This is a genomic window from Raoultibacter timonensis (assembly GCF_900240215.1).
Lineage (GTDB): Bacteria > Actinomycetota > Coriobacteriia > Coriobacteriales > Eggerthellaceae > Raoultibacter > Raoultibacter timonensis.
The window spans coordinates 1,990,123-2,008,911 of record NZ_LT964679.1 but is presented as its reverse complement, the minus strand read 5'-3'; the positions used below and the strand labels follow the sequence as shown (position 1 = coordinate 2,008,911).

Below are 18,789 nucleotides of genomic sequence, written 5' to 3'. Positions count from 1 at the left end.
ATCGGAAGATACGCTATGAGAATCATCCTTTATACGGGTAAGGGCGGCGTGGGGAAAACCTGTGTCGCTGCTGCAACGGCGATCCATCTGGCCGAACGGGGTAAACGCGTGCTTGTCGCGAGTACCGATGCGGCCCATAGCCTCGGCGATGCGCTCGACGTGCCCGTTGGAAGCGAAGCCGTCGAAGTCTCAGAGAACCTTTGGGCGCTTGAGATAGACCCGGTGGTTGCGGGCCGCGCTGCATGGGGTCGCATGCAGGAATACCTTCGGCTGCTCATGACGAGCCATGCGGAAGACGGCATCGAAGCGGACGAGCTGCTGGTGTTTCCCGGACTCGAAGAGCTCTTCGCCCTGCTGGCCGTTCTCGATATCGAAGACAGCGGACTCTACGACGTGCTCGTCGTCGACTGCGCGCCGACGGGCGAGACGCTTTCGCTGCTCAAGTACCCCGAGCGCCTCGGATCGTTCATCGAGGACATGCTTCCGATGAAGCGCGCCGCGCTCAAGGTGGGCCGCCCGGTCATCGAGGGCGTTATGAAGATACCCATGCCCGAAGACGAGCTGTTCGATGAGGTGGCGGCCCTTGTCGGTCGGCTCGAACGCCTTCGCGCTCTGCTGGTCGATCACGATCGGGTGAGCTTGCGCGTCGTCACGACCGCCGAGCGCATCGTCGTCAAGGAGGCGAAGCGAGCCTATTCGTGGCTCTCGCTCTACGGGTATAACGTGGATGCCGTGATCGTGAACAGGCTCTATCCCGAAGATGCGCTGGCGGGCTACTTCGATCGGTGGACCGAGCTGCAGCGAACGTCGCTCTATGAGATCGGGGAGGCGTTCGTCGACGTGCCTATCCTGCGTCTGGCGCTTCGCCATGGTGAGTTGCGTGGGGTGGCGAACCTGCGGGAGGCGGCGGGTGATCTGTACGGCGGCATCGACCCTGCCGAAGTGCTCGCGCGGTCTTGTGCGATCGAGCTGTGCGAGACGACCGATGGATACGAGCTTTCGCTCGCTGTCCCGTTTTTCGACAAACGGGATTTGGGCTTGCTGCAAGACGGAGATCATTTGATCGTATCGCTCGCAAACCAAACGCGCCGTGTCGCGCTGCCCGCATGCCTTCGCGGGCGTGAGGTTGCGGGTGCCCGCTATAAGGATGGGGCGCTGATCGTCTCGTTCGCTCGGGCCTGCACGCCAAAACGTTGACCGTCGGTGGCGGAAGCGCTGTCGCCGTACTTGCCAATTGCGGACGATGCGGTAGAATAGCGCTCGTCTTCGCATTCCGGAATGCGTCATGCTCGGATTCGGTTTTGTGGAGTTGCGCCCGCTGCCGCGTGGGCGTCTCGACCGCCATGCGGGTGCGTTCCCGGAAAGTGGAAGCCGGCGTTCCCGAAGGCGTGTTGGTTCTATTGGTGCTACTCGATCGGAAGAGCTATGAAGCTTTGCATTGGCCGTGCTCTGTGCAGATGGATATGATGGGACATCGCGCAGGGCTTGCCGGATAGGCGAATCGCCTGTCCTTTCTCATCGAAACCGATACGGCATGTATGCCGATACCGCGCATCGTGTGCGGTGACTCTGTGCGGCAATGGGCTATCCGCGTTGCGCATGGGGATCCGTCGGATTTCGATGCATCGAACCTCGAGGCCGTAGATGGTGTTCCGTCTACGGCTTTTTCGTTTCGAGGAGAGATATGGAATCAAGAGAACAGGACTTCACGCAGGGGTCCGTCGTTAAACATCTTATCAAGTTCGGACTGCCGCTCTTGGCGGCCAACATTCTGCAATACTGCTATCAAGCAGCCGATATGATCGTCGTCGGTCAGGTGATGGGCAACGACGGGCTCGTCGCCATCAGCAACGCTTCGATGATCTCGTTCTGCATCGGCTCGTTCGCCATCGGCATGACAGGCGGCGGGACCGTCGTCCTCGCTCGCTGCAAAGGGGCGGGCGATGCTGCGGGTCAGAGAACCGCATCGGCGGCGGTGTTCGTCCTATCGGCGCTGTGCGCGCTTGCCGTCACCGTACCCGGCATCATGTTCGCGTTGCCGGTGTTTACGGCGCTCGGCGTTCCGGGTCCGTCGCTCGACGAAGCGGTGTCGTACATGGTCATCGTAAGCGCAGGCTCGATTTTCACATTCGGATACAATGCGGCGTGTTCCCTCATGAGGGCGCTCGGCGATGCGCGCGGACCGCTCGCGTTCATCGCTGTGGCCTCGGTCGTGAACGTCGTGCTCGACATCGCATTCGTCGGGGTGCTCGGTTGGGAGGTAGCGGGTGCCGCATGGGCGACCGTTATCGCGCAGGCGCTATCGTGCGCCTTGGCGCTTCGGCACCTTTTCGCCCGCCATCCGTCTGCTCGGCCTCGCTTCGGGTTCGGCCGCGCGTTCGCCCGCAGCGCGGCGGAAGTGCTGAAGGTGGGCGTTCCTTCGGCGTCTCAGATGATCGTCGTGAATATATCGTACCTGCTCGTGACCGGCATGCTGAACGCCTACGGCACCGATGTTGCCGCCGCTTCGGGCATAGGCCTCAAGATCAGCACGTTCGCCGGATTGCCCTGTTGGGCAATGGGACAGGCGGTAACGGCCATGGCAAGCCAGAATGCCGGTGCGCAGCGGGTGGAAAGAATGCGCTCGATCGTTCGGGCGAGCTGCGGTATCTCGGTGGCGATTATCGCGCTCATCGCAGTGGCGACCCAGGCGTTCGCCTACGATCTTGCCCTGCTGTTCGGCGCATCGGGCACTGAGGCGATTGAGACGACGGTGCTCTATTTGCGTATAACCTGTTCGGTCAACTCGGCTTTCTACGCGCTTATGTACTGCTTCGATTCGTTTGCGCTCGGTTCGGGTTCGCCCAACCTCGCGCTCGTGAATGCGGTTCTCGATGCGGTGGCAATCCGATTCGGGCTTGCGTGGGTGCTCGGTACCGTGTTCGGCATGGGGTTCGTCGGCGTCTATCTTGCCCAGGCGCTCTCGCCCGTGCTGCCGGTGCTCGTCGGGTGGGCGTATTACCTGCGGGGAACGTGGAAGGTAAGGTTGGCGAATCCGCCGGATACGAAGCGGTGACGATCTCGCAGGCGCACATGATGAGCGCCGCTCCAACGACCACGTAGCGGCTCGACCCCACGCGATAGGCGATGTTTCACGTGAAACATCTGTTCGTTTTTTGATATACTACGATCATTGACGTCGATCCGAGGAATCGGAGGAGCCCCATGCGCGTGCCCGAGCACATCGATTCGAGCCTTTTGGCTCCCTGCGGCGTGAATTGCTTTGCGTGCTATAAGCACCTTGCGGCGAAAAAACCGTGTTGCGGATGCCTTGCGGGCGACGAGGGCAAGCCGGGGCATTGTCGAACATGCTTTATCAAGGAGTGCTGCGAGGGCAAGGGAATTGCCCGCTGCTTCGAATGTGCAGAATTTCCCTGCCCCGAAAGCAAACGTATGGAGCGCAACTACAAAAAGTACGGCGTGAGCCCAGTCGGCAATCTAGTGAGGGCTCGCGCCGTCGGTCTCGATGCGTTCATGCGCGAAGAGCGCGAGCGCTGGTCGTGCACCTCGTGCGGCAGGGGAGCGGTGTCGCAGCATCGGGGCGTGTGCAGCGAATGCGGGCATGCGGTAGGCTCGAGGTAGGCTTCGGCGGCAGACGATGAGAGGAAGTGCGCTATGGCGATTGACCTGAAAGTCATTCCGGGTGTCGGACCCAATATGGAAGCTCGCTTGCGAGCAATCGGCATCGAGTGCGTTGAGGATCTGGCTGGAGCCGATCCGGAAGAGCTTTACGCTCGCGATTGCATCGTGCACGGGGGTTCGGCTGACCGGTGCTGCCTCTACGTATACCGCGAGGCCGTCTACTTCGCCGAGACCGAGCAGCCCGATCCCGAAAAGCTCAAGTGGTGGGCTTGGAAGGATTGAGCTGGCGCTAAACCCCGCGCACTTCGGCGTTCGGCACGATCGTGCGAAGCTCGGGGAGAAAGCCTCGCAGCTCGTCGGCGGCATAACCGTGCAGTTCGCCTTCGCCGGCCAGTACCGTATCGGAGTCGACGAAGCTCTGCAGATGCCATGAGTCGGCGCCCTCGATCCAATGCGCAAGGGCAACAAGGCTTTCCCCGTCGTGGAATTCCCGCAGCACGGTTGTGCGGAATTCGTAGGGTACCGTCCCGGAAAGCAGATAGGAGATGCTGCGTTCGATGGGTGCCATATCGAACCTCTCGACGCCGACGGTTTCCGCGTAGCGTTCACGGGAGTTCTTAACGTCCATGGCAACGTAGTCGATCAGACCGGCTTCGACGAGCTCGCGCAGCTTCTCGGGAAAGCTGCCGTTGGTGTCGAGCTTGACGGCAAAGCCGCGGCGCTTGATCGCAGCGCAGAATGCGGCTATGTCCGGCTGCAAAAGCGGCTCGCCACCCGTGACGCAGATGCCGTCGAGCAGGCCTTGGCGCTTGTCGAGAAACGAGAAGAACTCGTCCTCGGAAATTGACGGAAACGCGCCGTTCTCGTCGCCGGCTACCAGTTCGGCATTGTGGCAGAACGGACAGCGGAAGTTGCAGGCGGGTGCGAATACCGTTGCGGCCGTCTTCCCCGGAAAATCGAGGAGCGTGAGTTTTTGGAGTCCGGATATTCTCATGGTCTCCTGATTGTAGCACTTCGGCAGGAGAGCTCGATCCTCTCCTGTGCGCCGGCCGATCATCGCGAACCTCTTCCTCCTATGGTCGGTCTGACGGGCGAGGACAGTCGCTCGACCGCGCTGTTTGGCGCCGTACGTCGGCCTTTCGTTGGGCGACCGTTTCCGCTACGTTGATGAAAATACTCAGAGAAAAACATAAACTACAACATGTAGTTGCCGTACGCAGAAAAGAATCTAGATATGGTGAGGTTTCCGTTGACTTGTGCGGTAGGCGGGACTAGGATACTGATACTTCAAACAGCACATACGGCAGGAAAACGAAGGAGCATGCATAATGTACCAGGTCAGAAAACGCGACGGTAAGATCTCCGATTTCGACATCGCGAAGATTTCGGGGGCGATCGCCAAAGCGTTCGACGCGTTGGAAAAGCAGTACCATCCCTCAACCATCGATCTTCTGGCCCTCAACGTGACCGCGCACTTCGAGCCGAAGATCAAAAACGGCATCGTCGATGTCGAAACCATCCAGGACAGCGTCGAGGAGGTGCTCTCCACCGCCGGGTACGCCGATGTTGCCAAGGCCTATATCCTCTACCGCAAGCAGCGCGAGAAGGTGCGCAACGCGAATGCGACCCTGCTCGACTACAAGGCCATCGTCGACAGCTACGTGAACGTCGAGGATTGGCGCGTGAAGGAGAACTCCACGGTCACCTACTCCGTCGGCGGCCTCATCCTTTCGAATTCGGGTGCCATCACGGCCAACTACTGGCTCTCCGAGATATACGACCAAGAAGTTGCCGAGGCCCATCGCAGCGCCGATATCCACCTCCACGACCTTTCGATGCTCACGGGGTACTGCGCCGGCTGGTCGCTGAAGCAGCTCATCCAAGAAGGCCTCGGCGGCGTTCCGGGAAAGATCACCTCGAAGCCCGCAAGCCATCTTTCGAGCCTGTGCAACCAGATGGTCAACTTCCTCGGTATCATGCAGAACGAATGGGCGGGTGCCCAGGCGTTCTCGAGCTTCGACACCTACCTCGCGCCGTTCGTCAAAGCCGATGGCCTTACGTACGAGGAAACCAAGCAGTGCATCGAATCGTTCGTGTTCGGCGTGAACACGCCGAGCCGCTGGGGCACGCAGGCGCCCTTCTCGAACATCACGCTCGACTGGACCGTGCCCGCCGACATGAGAGACGTTCCGGCCATCGTGGGCGGCAAGGACATGGAGTTCACCTACGGCGACTGCAAGCGCGAAATGGACATGGTCAACAAGGCGTTCATCGAGATCATGATCGAAGGCGACGCGAACGGGCGCGGGTTCCAGTACCCTATTCCCACCTACTCGATCACGCGCGACTTCGACTGGTCGGAGACCGAGAACAACCAGCTTTTGTTCGAGATGACGTCCAAATACGGTACGCCTTACTTCTCGAATTACATCAACTCCGATATGGAGCCCTCCGACGTGCGCTCCATGTGCTGCCGCCTGCGCCTCGACCTGCGCGAGCTGCGCAAGAAATCGGGCGGGTTCTTCGGCAGCGGCGAATCGACCGGTTCGGTGGGCGTCGTGACCATCAACATGCCGCGCATTGCCTACCAAGCGGAATCCGAAGCCGATTTCTACCAACGCCTCGACCACCTCATGGACGTCTCGGCGCGTTCGCTCAAGACCAAGCGCACCGTCATCACAAAACTGCTCGATGCGGGTCTCTATCCGTATACGAAGCGCTATCTCGGCACGTTCGAGAACCATTTCTCCACGATCGGGCTCGTCGGCATGAACGAGGCGTGCCTGAATGCGAAGTGGCTGCGCGCCGATATGACGCAGAGGGCCGCCCAGGAGTTTTCGAAGAACGTGCTCAACCACATGCGCGAGCGTTTGAGCGATTACCAGGAAGAGTACGGCGATCTGTACAATCTCGAGGCCTCGCCGGCCGAAAGCACCACGTACCGCTTCGCCAAGCACGACAAAGAGCAGTTCCCCGACATCATTACGGCGAACGAAAACGGCAAGCCCTACTACACGAACTCCTCGCACCTGCCGGTCGGCTATACCGAAGACATCTTCAGTGCGCTCGACGTGCAAGACGAGCTCCAGACGCTCTATACGTCGGGAACGGTGTTCCACGCGTTTCTCGGCGAGAAACTGCCCGACTGGAGGTCCGCCGCCACGCTCGTGCGCAAGATCGCCGAGAACTACAAGCTGCCGTACTACACCATGTCGCCCACCTATTCGGTATGCAAGAACCACGGCTATATCGCCGGCGAGGTGTACGAGTGCCCGTGCTGCCATGAGGAGACTGAGGTGTACAGCCGCATCACCGGGTACTACCGCCCGGTCAAGAACTGGAACGACGGCAAGTCTCANCGCCAGCGCGCCTGCCGCCGCGTCGAGCACGCTTCCCGCGGGTGTCTACCTGGTGGCAACGCATACCTGCGCGAACTGCAAGCATGCCGAGCAGCTCATGCAGAATGCCGGCGTGCCGTTCGAGAAGATCTTCGCCGAGGAGAATCCTGAGCTCGCTCGTCGTTACAGCATCATGCAGGCTCCGACGTTGCTTAAGGTGGGTGCCGACGGCAAGGCCGACGTCGTTCGCGGTGCCGCGGCGGTGTTCCGGGAAATCCCGAGCCTGAAGGTGCTTGCGTAAGTCCGCAGCACGCGTTCGGAAAGGCATCGGTTTCAGGGGCCCGCTCGGGCCCCTTTCCTATGTGGTGTGGGCGGTATGGGAGTGCGCTGTTTCGTTCGCCTGGCGACGGACGCGGACCGCGCGCGGAGTTGCGGGTTCCGCGTACCTTACGCCCCGAGGTATTCGAGCTTCGCCTTCACGATGCGCGCTGTCGATTCGTCTATCCGCGATTCGGGGATGCGCCCGTCGTTCACGGCGTCGATGACGCCCTGGTAGGCGGCAGGGAAGTCGGATGGCATGAGCACCATATCCACGCCCGCTTCGATCGCTGCGATGCCCGCTTGGTCGGCTGTGCAGAAATCGCCGACGGCGCCCATCTCCATGGCGTCGGTGATGATGATGCCGCCGAAGCCGAGCTCGTCTCGCAGCAGGTCGGTCACCACGGCGGCGTTGATGGAGGCTGGTATGTCGGTGCCGAGCGCCGTGGGCAGAGAAAGGTGACCTACCATCACGAACGGCACATCGGCTGCTATCGCGGCCTCGAAGGGCACGAGCTCCCAAGCGCGCAGCTCGTCGAGCGTCTTGTCCGAGACGATGGCCCCCTTGTGGCTGTCGCCCATAACGCCCCCGATGCCGGGGAAGTGCTTGGCGCTGCAGAGCATGCCCGAGCTCTCGAAGCCTTCGACCTGGGCTTCGACCATCTCAGCCACGGTCTGCGGATCGCCTCCGAACGAACGGAGCGCCATGACGTCGGTGCTCGAATCGCCGCAAATGTCGGCATCGGGTGCGAGGTTGAGGTTGAACCCGAGGTCGGTGAGATAAGCGGCCACCGTCTCTGCCGCCGTCTTCGCCTGCGAGGGGTCTCCCGTTGCCCCGGTATCCGCCATGTTGCCCACGTCTTCGATATCGAATCCCGGATTGTCGGCAATCCGCTTGACCGTGCCGCCCTCCTCGTCGACGGCGATGAAGGCGGGCAGGCCCGAGGCTTCCTGTGAGTAAGCTTGCGTGTTGGCGATCATCGTTTTCGTTTGATCGGGATCGATGAGGTTCTTCTGGAAGTAGACGATGCCGCCGACCGGATATTCTGCCAGGGCGCTTTCGGTCGCCGCGCCCGCCTGCGTTGCGGCGTCCACCCCAGTGATCGCCTCGGGCGTCACCATGAACATTTGGGCGACTTTCTGCTCCAGCGTCATGACGGAAACGCGCTCTGCGGCCTGCTCCTCGATCGTCGGTTCGGGGGCGGGCTTTTGCGTGTTCGTCGCCGCAGCGNCGTCATGACGGAAACGCGCTCTGCGGCCTGCTCCTCGATCGTCGGTTCGGGGGCGGGCTTTTGCGTGTTCGTCGCCGCAGCGGGCTCGGTCGTATTCGGGACTTCTGTTTCGATGGCCGGCTTATCGGCGGTTTCGCTCGGATCGTCGGGAACCGACGCAAAGGAGCAGCCGACCAGGGAGGCCGCGCAGGCGATGAGCGCGCAGGCTGCGATGAAGACGGCTTTCTGGCCTATGCGGCCTTTGCGGTTCTTGGATGTTGCGCGAAGTGCCACGATCCGATCTTTCTTTCAGGGCTGTCCATGTGGTGTGCGCCCAGTATAAAAGCGGAAGGCCGAATCGCACGCAGTTCCCTGTTTGCTGCAAGCAATGGTTGAGGCGCATTCGAGGCTGCGCACGAGCGCGAGCGCCAGTTGCGTCGCCCGGCGGGCCGAGCGACGCAACGCTCAAGAAAATGGATTCTGCGTGATGGGGATAGGTGAGCGTAAAGCAGCTTGCGCATGCGTCGTCGATGCGCCTTGCATTGTTGATCCGACGCCGACATAGCCGAATGTGGCAGAGAATTCGACCTGTGTCAATTCAAGAAGGAGTTACTTTATTGATAATGCGGCAAGTTGTAGGGAAACTCCAGTTCGTGAGGTATCGAAAGCATGCGCACTTGATACCTAAGTTATTCCATTTTGACACAGGTCGAAATTTCTGCCAGATTCTACCCACCGGCCGCTCGATCGCCGTTGACGCGACTCTGCTCGAAGCCTCGCGTGGACGCATGTCGATTCTGGCATATCGGGAGATGTTCCAGGAAGCGGCTTCGTCGGCATCGCATCGGGAGATGCGGGGTGTCATTGCGCCATTCGGCATCGGCGGTGCCTGCCCAGCGCCGGTCTGGCAGCATTGGGGGCGCCTGCCCAGCGCTGGGCAGGCGGTATCGGCCTTGCTGCGGGAAAGCGGTTGGTCTTAGGGCACGACGTTCGGGGATGCGGGTTTTGGGCGGGGGTTGCCTGAGGCAATTTCCCCCTCAGCACCCTGCGTGGCGGGACGCTCGCACGAAATGTCGGTGATCCTGACGGAAGCGTCTTTGTTCGCGTCTCTGGCACCATTGGCTCCGTCGGCTGCGTGGGCCCGCCCCCTCGCACCGCGTCTGCCCTCGATCATTTTCGGCAGCCAGACCATCGTTACCAGGCAGGTTGCCGCCAACGCAATGCAGATTCCGAACACGGCAGGCGCCGCACCGACGCTGCTTGCCCCGACAGCCGCCCCGCATGCCGCCGTGCCGATGGTTCCACCGAGGCCGCGGAAGAACAGCGCCATCGACGTCGCCTTGCCGATGTTGTGCGGTTCGGCGCCCGTCTGCGCGGCTATGTTCCCGAGCGGCATGCTCATGCCTATGCCGAAGCCGAGCACGGCAGACGAAACCGCTATCTGCGCCAAGTTCGTTTCCGCACCGACGATGCCGAGCGCAAGCGAACCTGCGCCCATGACGATAAAGGCGATGCGGGCGAGCATGCGCATGCGCCCGGTTTTGCCGAACAGCCTGCTGGAGGCGTTGCTGCCGATAATCAGGGCGAGCGTCATCGGAATTGTCGCGTAGGCGGACTCGGTCGAGCTCAATCCGAGCGCTTCCTGGGCGAAGCGGGGTATGAACATGATTCCGGCAAGCAGGAGGAACTGCGCCCCGAAGCTGAGCACGAAAGCCGCCGAAACCTGCTTGCGGGCGAAGAGCTGCACAGGGACGATGGGCCTTTCTCGGCCTTTTTCAGCCGCCACGAGCAGCGCGCCGAATAGCGCGGCTGCGATCAGGAGGCCGAAGAACGGGGCAGACCACCAGGCGAACAGGTCGCCTGTGAGGCTGAATGCAAGAACAAGCGGCACGACGGTTGCCGAGGCGAGTACCGCACCCCGCAGATCGAGACGTGATTCCGAATGAGCGCTTTTGCCGGGAAGGAACTTCGTTACGAGCACGAGCGCCACGATGCTGATCGGGAGGTTGACGAGGAAGATCCAATGCCACCCGACGGTGTCGGCGATAAGGCCGCCGACGAGCGGCCCCGCAACGCTTGCCAGCCCGTACATCGACGAGATGGCTCCCATGTACTTGCCGCGCTCGCGCGGTTCGAACAGCTCGGCGACGGTGATGAATACGCCCGACTCCACGAACCCGCCGCCGACGCCCTGCACGGCCCGCATCGCGGTGAGCGCCTCGATCGAGTTCGACAGGGCGCAGCCGAGCGAAGCGCCCGCGAATACGAGAATACCCAGCATGAACATCTTCTTATGCCCCACGCGTGCGGCGATGCCGCCGCAGAGCAGCGTGGCGATCGTGCAGGTGAGGAGGTAGGAGGTGAACGGCCACGTATAACGGTCGAAGCCGGAAAGCGCAGCGGCGATCTTGGGCATGGCGGTGCTCACCACCGTTGCGTCGAGCGCTGCGATGAACAGGCTCAGCATCAGCCCGACGATGACGCCGTCCGAGGCGGCTTTTGCTTGTTGCTCCATGGGAGCCTCCAATCTACTTACGGTGAAAGTACTATCACTGATAGTTAATAGGGAAAAACAAACCGGGCAAGCCCGGTGCGTTTGCGTGATGGGTAGGCGCGCGTCGAAAGCGCGTCGAAGGCGCGTTATTTGCCATACGGCTAGCCTGCGCCACCGTTCTCCTCGTCGCCGTAGAACTCGTGCTCGTATTTCTCGAGCCAATCGGCCACGAGACGGTACGTTTGCGCGCAGAGATCCATCGTTGCGCGAGCTTCGAGCCGGTCGTAGTCGGGAATCATCTTCTCAACGCGCTCGGCAGTGGCGCGATGCGATTCGATCAACTCGGCGATGAGCCCGCGGCCCTCTTCTTCGTCGATCCAACAAAGATTCGCCGTGATGGGCAAAAACCCGTAGTCGACGCGCACCGGCTGCGAAGCCGTTTTATGCATGAGCTCGCGCAGGCGTTCGATGCCCTTTTCGGTGATGGAGTAGATGGTCTTCTCGGGCATCTCGCCTTCTTTGACCACTCTGCCGTCGGCGTACCCCTCGTCGTAGAGCCTGATGAGATTGCGATATACCGAGGGGGAGCTGATGCGTATCCAGCGGCGTACGTTGCGGATCTCCATCTCTTTGTCCATTTCATAGGCGCTCATCGGGCGCTCCATGAGCGCTCCGAGGATCATGATCTCTATCGATTCACTTGCCATCGCAATCTCCTTTCGCAGCAAATACTATCACTGATAGTATTGGTGTCAAGGGTTTTTCGGGTGGATCTCGCAATAAGGTAATCTCGGCTACTTTTGGTTGCGAAATGTGCATTCCTGTGTAAAAAAAGTTAACTTTAGCTTCCATTATGGAAAAGTTTGGTCTATGATACATTTTGTTACATAAAGCTAACATCGTGAGGTGTATGGGTATGCAGGAGACTATGGCAGCAAGCAGCACGATATCCGCAGTACATGAAGCGCCCAACGTTGGAAGGGCTCAGATGCCGCTGTCGTTTTTGGGACGCGGCCAGTCGGCCACCATTGCAAAAGTGCGTGGCAAGGGCGATCTGCATCATCATCTCGAGAACCTCGGGTTCGTCGAAGGCGCCGAGGTTTCGGTTGTCTCCGAGATGGGCGGCAATCTGATTGTCGAGATCAAGGGCTCTCAGGTTGCTTTGAACAAGCAGGTTGCAACGCGCATCATCACCCAATAGGGAAACATCCGGGGTTCTGCGGCGTTTGGCGGGTTTCGGCTTGCCGGGCATGCGCGCCCTGGTCGGGAATACGAACAGCAAGAAAGGTAGGAAGCATGGCAGAAGCTGCTGGGGAAAAGACCCTGCGCGACGTGAAGATCGGCCAGTCGGCCGTCGTCCGCAAGCTTACGGGCGAAGGCGCCTTGAAGCGCCATATCATGGATATGGGCATTACGAAGGGCACCGATGTGTACGTTCGCAAAGTCGCACCCTTGGGCGATCCGATCGAGGTTACGGTGCGAGGCTACGAGCTCTCTCTTCGTAAAAGCGAGGCCGAGAGCATTCTCGTCGGTTAAGGGTCGTGCCCGACCGTTCGGTCGGGCTGAGGCGGTGAGCGACCGCCGAGCAGGCTTTTCATGGCCGAAGCCGCGGCATGGAAAGCATTTTTTTGGGATGCGAGTTAGCATAGGTTAACTTGAAAGTGCGGATCAACCGCAGGGCGGCGAAGGATCGCGCCGCCGAGAGATGAAAGGTAGAACATGGGAATTCGCATAGCGCTTGCCGGCAATCCGAATTGCGGCAAGACGACGATGTTCAATGACTTGACCGGTGCCAACCAATACGTCGGCAACTGGCCTGGCGTGACCGTCGAGAAGAAGGAAGGCAAATACACACGCGACAAAGACGTGATCATCACGGACTTGCCGGGTGTCTATTCTCTTTCGCCGTATTCTCCCGAGGAGATCGTAACGCGGGACTATCTGCTCGACGGACGCCCCGACGTGGTTATCAACCTCGTCGATGCAACGAATCTCGAGCGTAACCTGTATCTGACCACACAGGTGCTTGATCTGGGGCTTCCGGTGGTTATTGCGCTCAACATGATGGATTTGGTCAAGAAGAACGGCGACAAGATCGACGTTGCCCAACTCTCCCGGAAGCTCGGGTGCCCCATCGTGGAGACTTCGGCGCTCAAGGGCACGGGTATGCAGGATCTGCTCGACACCGCCATCAAGGCGGCGAAAGCGGGCAAGCCTGCGGCGTCGGAGCTTCGCTACGATGAGAAGGTCGAGGCGGCTCTTGCCGAGATCGCGAAGGTGATCGAGGGCGGGGTGCCCGGCGATACGCTTCGTTGGTACGCAACCAAGCTATTCGAAGGCGAGGAGCGCACCATCGCGGGTTTGAAGCTCTCCGCTTCCGACATCGCAACGGTCGACGCCATCCGCGAGCGTGTCGAGACCGAAGAGGATGACGATGCCGAGAGCATCATCACCTCCGAGCGCTACGATTCCATCGTCGGCTTGGTGTCTTCGGCCGTCAAGGTTTCGCGCAAGGGGATGAATACGACCCAGAAGGTCGACCGCATCGTCACGAACCGATGGCTGGGACTCCCCATTTTCGTCGTCATCATGGCCTTGGTGTACTACCTGGCCATTTCCGTTGGCACGGGTGTTGTGACCGACTGGGCCAACGATGGCATTTCGGGAGATGGCTGGCTCTACACTGGAGGTGCTGCCTACGAAGAGGCGGTTGGCGAATGGGAGGGCGATCAGGCGAATATCGAAGCCTACCTCGCCGCAGCCGAAGAAGGCGGTATCGACGTCGAAGGCGTAACGGCGGCGCTTGAGGCCGAAGAGCCTACCGCTGAGGACGAGTCGGCAATAACCGCGTTCGAATCCGAGGCGCAGGCGGCGGGCGTCGTCGGCATGGTCGAAGACGAGGAGACCGGCGAGGTCACCGAAGTCAACGGCGCTGCTTTCGCAAACGCCCTCGAGGCGGAAGAGCCCGATCCCACGGAGTTCGGCTTGTTCATCCCTGGTTTGACGCCGGTGGTTTCCGATGCGATGACCGCCGTAAACGCCGCACCGTGGCTGCAAAGCCTCGTGATCGACGGCATCATCGCGGGCGTCGGTGCCGTTATCGGCTTCATCCCGCAGATGATCATCCTGTTCTTGCTGCTCTCCGTGCTCGAGGCGTGCGGCTACATGGCCCGCGTCGCCTTCATCATGGACCGCATCTTCCGCAAGTTCGGCCTGTCGGGCAAAAGCTTCATTCCGATGCTCATCGCCTCGGGCTGCGGCGTCCCCGCCGTCATGGCCACCAAGACCATCGAGAACGAAAAAGACCGCCGCATGACCATCATGACTACGACGATGATCCCGTGCGGCGCGAAAATGCCGATCATCGCTCTCGTGTTCGGCGCGCTTGCGGGCGGTAACACAGAGGCTACCTGGTGGATCGCTCCGATGTTCTACTTCCTCGGCGTAATTGCGATCATCATTTCGGGCATCATGCTCAAGAAGACCAAGATGTTCGCCGGCGAGGCGAGCCCGTTTGTCATGGAGCTTCCGCAGTACCACATTCCGGCTATCAAGACCGTGCTTCTTGCCACGTGGGAACGCATCAAGAGCTACATCGTCAAAGCCGGTACCATCATCTTCCTGTCTACCATCGTCATCTGGTTCCTCATGAACTTCGGCATGTACGATGGCCAGTTTGGCCTGCTCGATACTGAAATGGACGGCTATATCCAATACAGCCTCATGGCCGGTCTCGGCAACGGTCTTGCCTGGATCTTCGCGCCGCTCGGCTTCGGTAACTGGGAATCAACCGTCACTTCGGTCACCGGGCTTGTTGCCAAAGAGAACGTTGTTGCGACCGTCGGCATCCTGACGAGCCTCGGCGATGTTGGGGAGGCCGATCCCTCGATGTGGTCGGCGTTCGCCCTCATGCTCGGCGGCTCGGCGCCCGCGATCGTCGCCTTCTGCGCCTTCAACCTCTTGTGCGCACCGTGCTTCGCCGCCATCGGCACGATCCGCCGCCAGATGGAGAGCGCCAAGTGGACGTGGTTCGCCATCGGCTACATGACGGTGTTCGGCTGGGTCGTCGGTTTGATGCTCTACCAGTTCGGCGGTCTTATCACCGGTGAGTTGTCGTTCAACCTGTGGACGGTGGTTGCAGGCGTGTGCTTGGTTGCGATCCTGTTCCAGCTTTTCCGTCCGATGCCGAACTACGATAAGAAGAATGCGAAGAAGCTCGCAGCCGAAGGCAGCGTCGCGTAAGACCGATGGCGCTGTAGGCGGGCAGCCTCGAAGAGGGGTTCGCATGCAATGGAAACGCACCCGGTCTGTCTTGCACGAGAGCGCCGGGCCGATGAAACGAGAAAGGGGCCTGCTATGCAGCCGATGATGTGGAACTTTTCGACCATCGTCATAAGCTTGGCGATCATCGCTCTCGCGGTCCTCGCTGTACGTCGTATGGCGAAGCGCGGTTTGTGCGATTGCCATGACGGAGAATGCTCTTCGGGCGAGTGCGCTGGATGCGGCGCTGTCGACAAGATGGTTGCCGATATGGAACGCGCTGCCCGCGCTCAGAGGTAGCGCTCACGTATACGCTCGCTGCAAAGGAGCCGGAGACCCTTGGGGCTTCCGGCTCCTTTTTTCGTTGCGGCGCTTATGCTGCGGGTGTTTCCTTGGCGACGTTTTGCCCGGCAATCCTGCCGAGCGTCACGGCGCAGAGCACCGTAGCGCCCGCTGCGCAGTTCCACTCGCACGCCACGCCCGCTGCGTACAGGCCGGGAATGGGGGAGGTCAGGCTGCCGTCTTTCGTGGGGGCCATGAGCTTCAAAGCCTGAGCTTCGGTGTTCGTCCTGAAGCCGCCCATGGTCACCGAAGTGCTCACCGAAATCGGCGCAGCGTAGAACGGTCCGGTCAGCGGAACCATGAACTCGGCAGGACGTCCAAAATCGTCCGCTTCCCCGGTTTCGCACAGGCTATTGAACCGCTCGACGGTCGCCTTCACCTTCGCGCCGTCGAGACCTACGGCCTCCGCCACCTCTTCAACCGTCTCGCCGGTAGCCCATTCGATCGGGCGCACGGCGAGCACGGCTTCGAGTTCGGGGGTGGTTCCGATGAAGGCGATTACCTGCGTGCCCTGTTCGTTTTGCTTGCGCACGATCGCGCGGTGGCCGTTCGGGTTCTCGTAGTTCGTCTCTTCATTGAAGAAGCGCTCACCGTTGGCATCGAGCCACAGGCCGTGCAGGCGCTCGTAGTAGTTCCAGTTGACGATCGATCCCGATTCGACGCCGGCGAGCGAGCTCATGAGCGGCAGCTCGGATGCCCGTGCGGTGTAGGCGCCGATGTCCATGGCCATAGCGAGGCCGTCGCCCGTGGCCCCCGGGTTCGAGCCGGGCAAGAGGTGGGCGCTCTCGGCGTTCAGCTGGGCGAGCATAGCGGGGCTTCCAGCGTAGCTTCCCGTCGCCATGACGACGCCCTTGTTCGCCTTGATGCGCACGTCTCCTTTCTTCGATGAAGCGGCGACGCCGATTTCCTGCAGCCAGTCGATCGTCTCGCCGCTTTTGTCGGCGAGAACGCGGGCCACCTCGGGGTCCTTCGGGCCGTACCAATCGGGATGGCCCATGAACCAGTCGTATACCTCATCTGCGGAGACGTCGATTTCCTGTGCCTTTGCGAGCTTGGTGCCCCAGCCGCCGAGGATACCGTCGCACAGCGTCGAATCGCCGCCGACGATGTTGGTCTTCTCGAGTACGATAACGCTTGCGCCTGCGTTCGCCGCTTCCACAGCAGCCGCAAGGCCTGCGCCGCCCGAGCCGATGACGACCACGTCTACCTCTTCATCCCATGACTCTGCGCCTTTGTCGCTTGCCGCCTCGGGTGCGCTGCATCCTGCTAAAAAGGATGAGGCTGCAACTCCCATGGAGCCGACAAGCGCCGCCCCCACGAATCCCCGCCGCGTCAGTTTTCTGTCTTCGAGCATGATGTTCCCTTTCCCTTGTCTCCCTTTTCTCCCTTTCGGACTCTCGTCCTCAACCGAAGCATATGAGCGGCTTACCGTAAGTGTCAATATCTAAAAAATTGATAATTAGAGGGGAGGAGTTCGAGGTCGAACCAGGGGCGGAAAAGCAATCGAAATACCATTTCACATTCGCATACATAAGAACGATAGCCGGTTGATCGAAATCGATCGTGCGTAGTATTATTAATTATCAATTCCTGATATCAGTGATGTAAGACGGTGAAGTCCGATGGGTGGGAGCCTATGACGAGCGAAATAGTCGACCAGATGATCGCGCTTCTGAAAGACCCGACGTTTTGCAACCTGCGGAGGCTGGTTGACGAACATCCACTGCCGTGGGCAGAATTCTGCAACGTGGTTACGCCCGCGGGCATAACGCAGAAGCAGACCTGGGATATGCTGAATGCGTTGCGGCGTCAGACTGCGATAGAGCTGCCGTTTCGCGATGGTGATGGGCGGCGCGGATGGTACTACCCGACCCGTTCGATCCTCGACGATCTGGACGATATCGACAGGCGGTGCCACGAGGGATCGTGGCTCGATACGGCCATCAAATCCCGCAACACCACGTTCTTCCTCATCGAGGCGCACGTCGACGAGGCGATCACCACCATACGCGAGGACGGGTTGACGATCGGATACGAAAAGGCGCGGGAGGTTCTGCTGGGGGAGCGCGACCCCGAGAACTCCGAAGAGCGCTTGCTGTTAAACGGTCATCAGGCGATATGGGATCTTGACGAGTACGTCGACAGGCCCTGTACGCCCGAGACGATCCTCGAGATGTACGAAAGGGTGTCGAGGGGCGTGAGCGTCCAGGCAACGCCGTCGGTGGCGCAGCGTTCCGCTTTATGGAGGAAGAAGCAGCTCGACAGTCCGAGTGCTTTGGCCCTCGCTGCCAAGCTGATCGAGGGCAATCGGGATGAGCACGCCGAGCATCCCTTGCTTCTCGGTATGGCCGTTCGCCACCTCGTCATGAGTACGTTTCCGCTGCCGGCTTGGAACGGAACCGTGTATTCGCTTCTGATGAAGCTTTTGTTCAAGAAGTCACGGCTGCCCGCACTCGCTTTCGTTCCCCTCGTCAAGATATGCCGGGAGTGGGAGAGCGGCGTTGTTCGCCCGCCCACCGTTTTGACCTCTCTTGCCGATTCCGAGGTGCTCATCGACAACGAGGTTGATTACACGATATACGTCGGCGTGCTTGCCAAGCTGGTTCGGCGTAAGCTCGACGAGGTGGAGGACGATCTGAAGCGGGTTATCAAGCGCGACGAGGCGTTCGTCCAGGCGCTTCGCGAAGACGTCGAAATAAACCACCGTCAGCGAGCGGTTCTGCAGGTTGCGCTGAGCAACCCCGAGGCGGTCTTTCGCATCGAGGCCCATCAGAAGACCCATCGGGTCGCGTACGCAACGGCGCGAGCCGATCTGCTGAAGTTGGCGGATTTGGGGTTTCTCCAGTGCGTCCGCTCGCGGCGCGCGTTCGAATTCCATGTAACCCCCGGGCTTCGCCAACTGCTCACGCGAAAGGGGGCGGTCGACTGAGTCAACAGCGCCCCGGACGCGCGGGTGGGAGGCGGTGGTCGGACTCGCTGGTTTTCCCGCCTTCGAACCTGAGTTGTGGAGGAATTGTAAACCATGGCAAACTTATGTTGCGTCGCGAATGAAGTTAACCTATACTAACATCATGCCAAGGCGGAACGGTTAAGAAAGCGCAAGCGGCGAAACCGAAACGCAGACCGCCCGCCCGCATACACCTCCTTTGCTTATCCGGGTGGTGGAGCTCCTCTCGTCTGGCTACCACCACATTTTGCGGCGGGG

At 60.4% G+C, this 18,789-nt stretch carries 16 protein-coding genes; 11 read left to right on the top strand and 5 right to left on the bottom strand.

Features of this window, described 5'->3' with window-relative positions; translation table 11 throughout:
* Positions 1-15: 15 nt before the first annotated feature.
* The 4 genes from C1722_RS08905 to C1722_RS08890 all read left to right on the top strand — a co-directional run bounded on the left by C1722_RS08905 (position 16) and on the right by C1722_RS08890 (position 3,903).
* Positions 16-1,197 (top strand): ArsA family ATPase, encoded by a 1,182-nt coding sequence (locus tag C1722_RS08905; protein WP_102378916.1) that lies wholly within the window; start codon positions 16-18, stop codon positions 1,195-1,197.
* A 487-nt stretch (positions 1,198-1,684) separates the two neighbouring features.
* Positions 1,685-3,055, top strand: coding sequence for an MATE family efflux transporter (locus tag C1722_RS08900; protein WP_102378915.1), 1,371 nt, complete (start codon positions 1,685-1,687; stop codon positions 3,053-3,055).
* Between the two features lie 149 nt (positions 3,056-3,204).
* The gene (locus C1722_RS08895; RefSeq protein WP_102378914.1) at positions 3,205-3,621 is read left to right on the top strand and encodes a DUF3795 domain-containing protein; all 417 of its coding nucleotides are present in this window, start codon (positions 3,205-3,207) and stop codon (positions 3,619-3,621) included.
* Between the two features lie 33 nt (positions 3,622-3,654).
* A complete protein-coding gene (locus C1722_RS08890; protein WP_102378913.1) occupies positions 3,655-3,903 on the top strand; it encodes a helix-hairpin-helix domain-containing protein in 249 nt (82 codons plus the stop codon).
* Positions 3,904-3,910: 7 nt separating this feature from the next.
* Here the strand turns inward: C1722_RS08890 and C1722_RS08885 are convergent, their stop codons facing one another.
* Positions 3,911-4,615, bottom strand: coding sequence for an anaerobic ribonucleoside-triphosphate reductase activating protein (locus C1722_RS08885; protein ID WP_102379600.1), 705 nt, complete (start codon positions 4,613-4,615; stop codon positions 3,911-3,913).
* A gap of 334 nt (positions 4,616-4,949) precedes the next feature.
* Here C1722_RS08885 and C1722_RS08880 point away from each other — a divergent pair, with 334 nt between their 5' ends.
* Together C1722_RS08880 and C1722_RS17405 are read left to right on the top strand one after the other, a co-directional pair.
* Positions 4,950-7,130, top strand: coding sequence for a ribonucleoside triphosphate reductase (locus C1722_RS08880; RefSeq protein ID WP_244902505.1), 2,181 nt, complete (start codon positions 4,950-4,952; stop codon positions 7,128-7,130).
* A complete protein-coding gene (locus tag C1722_RS17405) occupies positions 7,093-7,260 on the top strand; it encodes a YbbN family protein (RefSeq protein ID WP_244902504.1) in 168 nt (55 codons plus the stop codon). The genes C1722_RS08880 and C1722_RS17405 overlap by 38 nt, the downstream gene beginning before the upstream one ends.
* A gap of 146 nt (positions 7,261-7,406) precedes the next feature.
* On the opposite strand, the gene C1722_RS08875 is transcribed toward C1722_RS17405, so the two are convergent.
* The 3 genes from C1722_RS08875 to C1722_RS08855 all read right to left on the bottom strand — a co-directional run bounded on the left by C1722_RS08875 (position 7,407) and on the right by C1722_RS08855 (position 11,689).
* Complete coding sequence (locus C1722_RS08875) at positions 7,407-8,432, bottom strand: glycoside hydrolase family 3 protein (RefSeq protein WP_102378912.1); 1,026 nt, start codon at positions 8,430-8,432, stop codon at positions 7,407-7,409.
* A gap of 1,032 nt (positions 8,433-9,464) precedes the next feature.
* Entirely contained in the window at positions 9,465-11,003 is a 1,539-nt protein-coding gene (locus C1722_RS08860; RefSeq protein WP_102378909.1) for an MDR family MFS transporter, read from the bottom strand.
* A 140-nt stretch (positions 11,004-11,143) separates the two neighbouring features.
* Positions 11,144-11,689: a PadR family transcriptional regulator gene (locus C1722_RS08855; protein WP_102378908.1), complete on the bottom strand. Its 546-nt coding sequence runs from the start codon at positions 11,687-11,689 to the stop codon at positions 11,144-11,146.
* Between the two features lie 221 nt (positions 11,690-11,910).
* Here C1722_RS08855 and C1722_RS08850 point away from each other — a divergent pair, with 221 nt between their 5' ends.
* The 4 genes from C1722_RS08850 to C1722_RS08835 all read left to right on the top strand — a co-directional run bounded on the left by C1722_RS08850 (position 11,911) and on the right by C1722_RS08835 (position 15,542).
* Positions 11,911-12,183: a FeoA family protein gene (locus C1722_RS08850; protein ID WP_244902503.1), complete on the top strand. Its 273-nt coding sequence runs from the start codon at positions 11,911-11,913 to the stop codon at positions 12,181-12,183.
* 95 nt (positions 12,184-12,278) lie between these two features.
* Entirely contained in the window at positions 12,279-12,518 is a 240-nt protein-coding gene (locus C1722_RS08845; RefSeq protein WP_102378906.1) for a FeoA family protein, read from the top strand.
* A 183-nt stretch (positions 12,519-12,701) separates the two neighbouring features.
* A complete protein-coding gene (gene feoB / locus C1722_RS08840; protein ID WP_102378905.1) occupies positions 12,702-15,224 on the top strand; it encodes a ferrous iron transporter B in 2,523 nt (840 codons plus the stop codon).
* Between the two features lie 114 nt (positions 15,225-15,338).
* A complete protein-coding gene (locus C1722_RS08835; RefSeq protein ID WP_102378904.1) occupies positions 15,339-15,542 on the top strand; it encodes a hypothetical protein in 204 nt (67 codons plus the stop codon).
* 73 nt (positions 15,543-15,615) lie between these two features.
* On the opposite strand, the gene C1722_RS08830 is transcribed toward C1722_RS08835, so the two are convergent.
* Positions 15,616-16,938 carry an FAD-dependent oxidoreductase gene (locus C1722_RS08830; protein WP_102378903.1) on the bottom strand — a complete coding sequence of 441 codons (1,323 nt, stop codon included), beginning with the start codon at positions 16,936-16,938 and terminating at the stop codon, positions 15,616-15,618.
* 282 nt (positions 16,939-17,220) lie between these two features.
* On the opposite strand from C1722_RS08830, the gene C1722_RS08825 reads away from it, so the two are divergent.
* Positions 17,221-18,513, top strand: coding sequence for a Fic family protein (locus C1722_RS08825; RefSeq protein ID WP_102378902.1), 1,293 nt, complete (start codon positions 17,221-17,223; stop codon positions 18,511-18,513).
* The last annotated feature ends 276 nt before the right edge of the window (positions 18,514-18,789 follow it).

Excerpts from the sequence above, each read along its gene's own strand:
- C1722_RS08905 (WP_102378916.1), top strand. The coding sequence starts at position 16 with ATGAGAATCATCCTTTATACGGGTAAGGGCGGCGTGGGGAAAACCTGT.
- C1722_RS08890 (WP_102378913.1), top strand. The coding sequence starts at position 3,655 with ATGGCGATTGACCTGAAAGTCATTCCGGGTGTCGGACCCAATATGGAA.
- C1722_RS08850 (WP_244902503.1), top strand. The coding sequence starts at position 11,911 with ATGGCAGCAAGCAGCACGATATCCGCAGTACATGAAGCGCCCAACGTT.
- C1722_RS08855 (WP_102378908.1), bottom strand. The coding sequence starts at position 11,689 with ATGGCAAGTGAATCGATAGAGATCATGATCCTCGGAGCGCTCATGGAG.
- C1722_RS08900 (WP_102378915.1), top strand. The coding sequence starts at position 1,685 with ATGGAATCAAGAGAACAGGACTTCACGCAGGGGTCCGTCGTTAAACAT.
- C1722_RS08825 (WP_102378902.1), top strand. The coding sequence starts at position 17,221 with ATGACGAGCGAAATAGTCGACCAGATGATCGCGCTTCTGAAAGACCCG.
- C1722_RS08845 (WP_102378906.1), top strand. The coding sequence starts at position 12,279 with ATGGCAGAAGCTGCTGGGGAAAAGACCCTGCGCGACGTGAAGATCGGC.
- C1722_RS08835 (WP_102378904.1), top strand. The coding sequence starts at position 15,339 with ATGCAGCCGATGATGTGGAACTTTTCGACCATCGTCATAAGCTTGGCG.
- feoB (WP_102378905.1), top strand. The coding sequence starts at position 12,702 with ATGGGAATTCGCATAGCGCTTGCCGGCAATCCGAATTGCGGCAAGACG.
- C1722_RS08830 (WP_102378903.1), bottom strand. The coding sequence starts at position 16,938 with ATGCTCGAAGACAGAAAACTGACGCGGCGGGGATTCGTGGGGGCGGCG.
- C1722_RS08895 (WP_102378914.1), top strand. The coding sequence starts at position 3,205 with ATGCGCGTGCCCGAGCACATCGATTCGAGCCTTTTGGCTCCCTGCGGC.
- C1722_RS08875 (WP_102378912.1), bottom strand. The coding sequence starts at position 8,432 with ATGACGCTGGAGCAGAAAGTCGCCCAAATGTTCATGGTGACGCCCGAG.
- C1722_RS08885 (WP_102379600.1), bottom strand. The coding sequence starts at position 4,615 with ATGAGAATATCCGGACTCCAAAAACTCACGCTCCTCGATTTTCCGGGG.
- C1722_RS08860 (WP_102378909.1), bottom strand. The coding sequence starts at position 11,003 with ATGGAGCAACAAGCAAAAGCCGCCTCGGACGGCGTCATCGTCGGGCTG.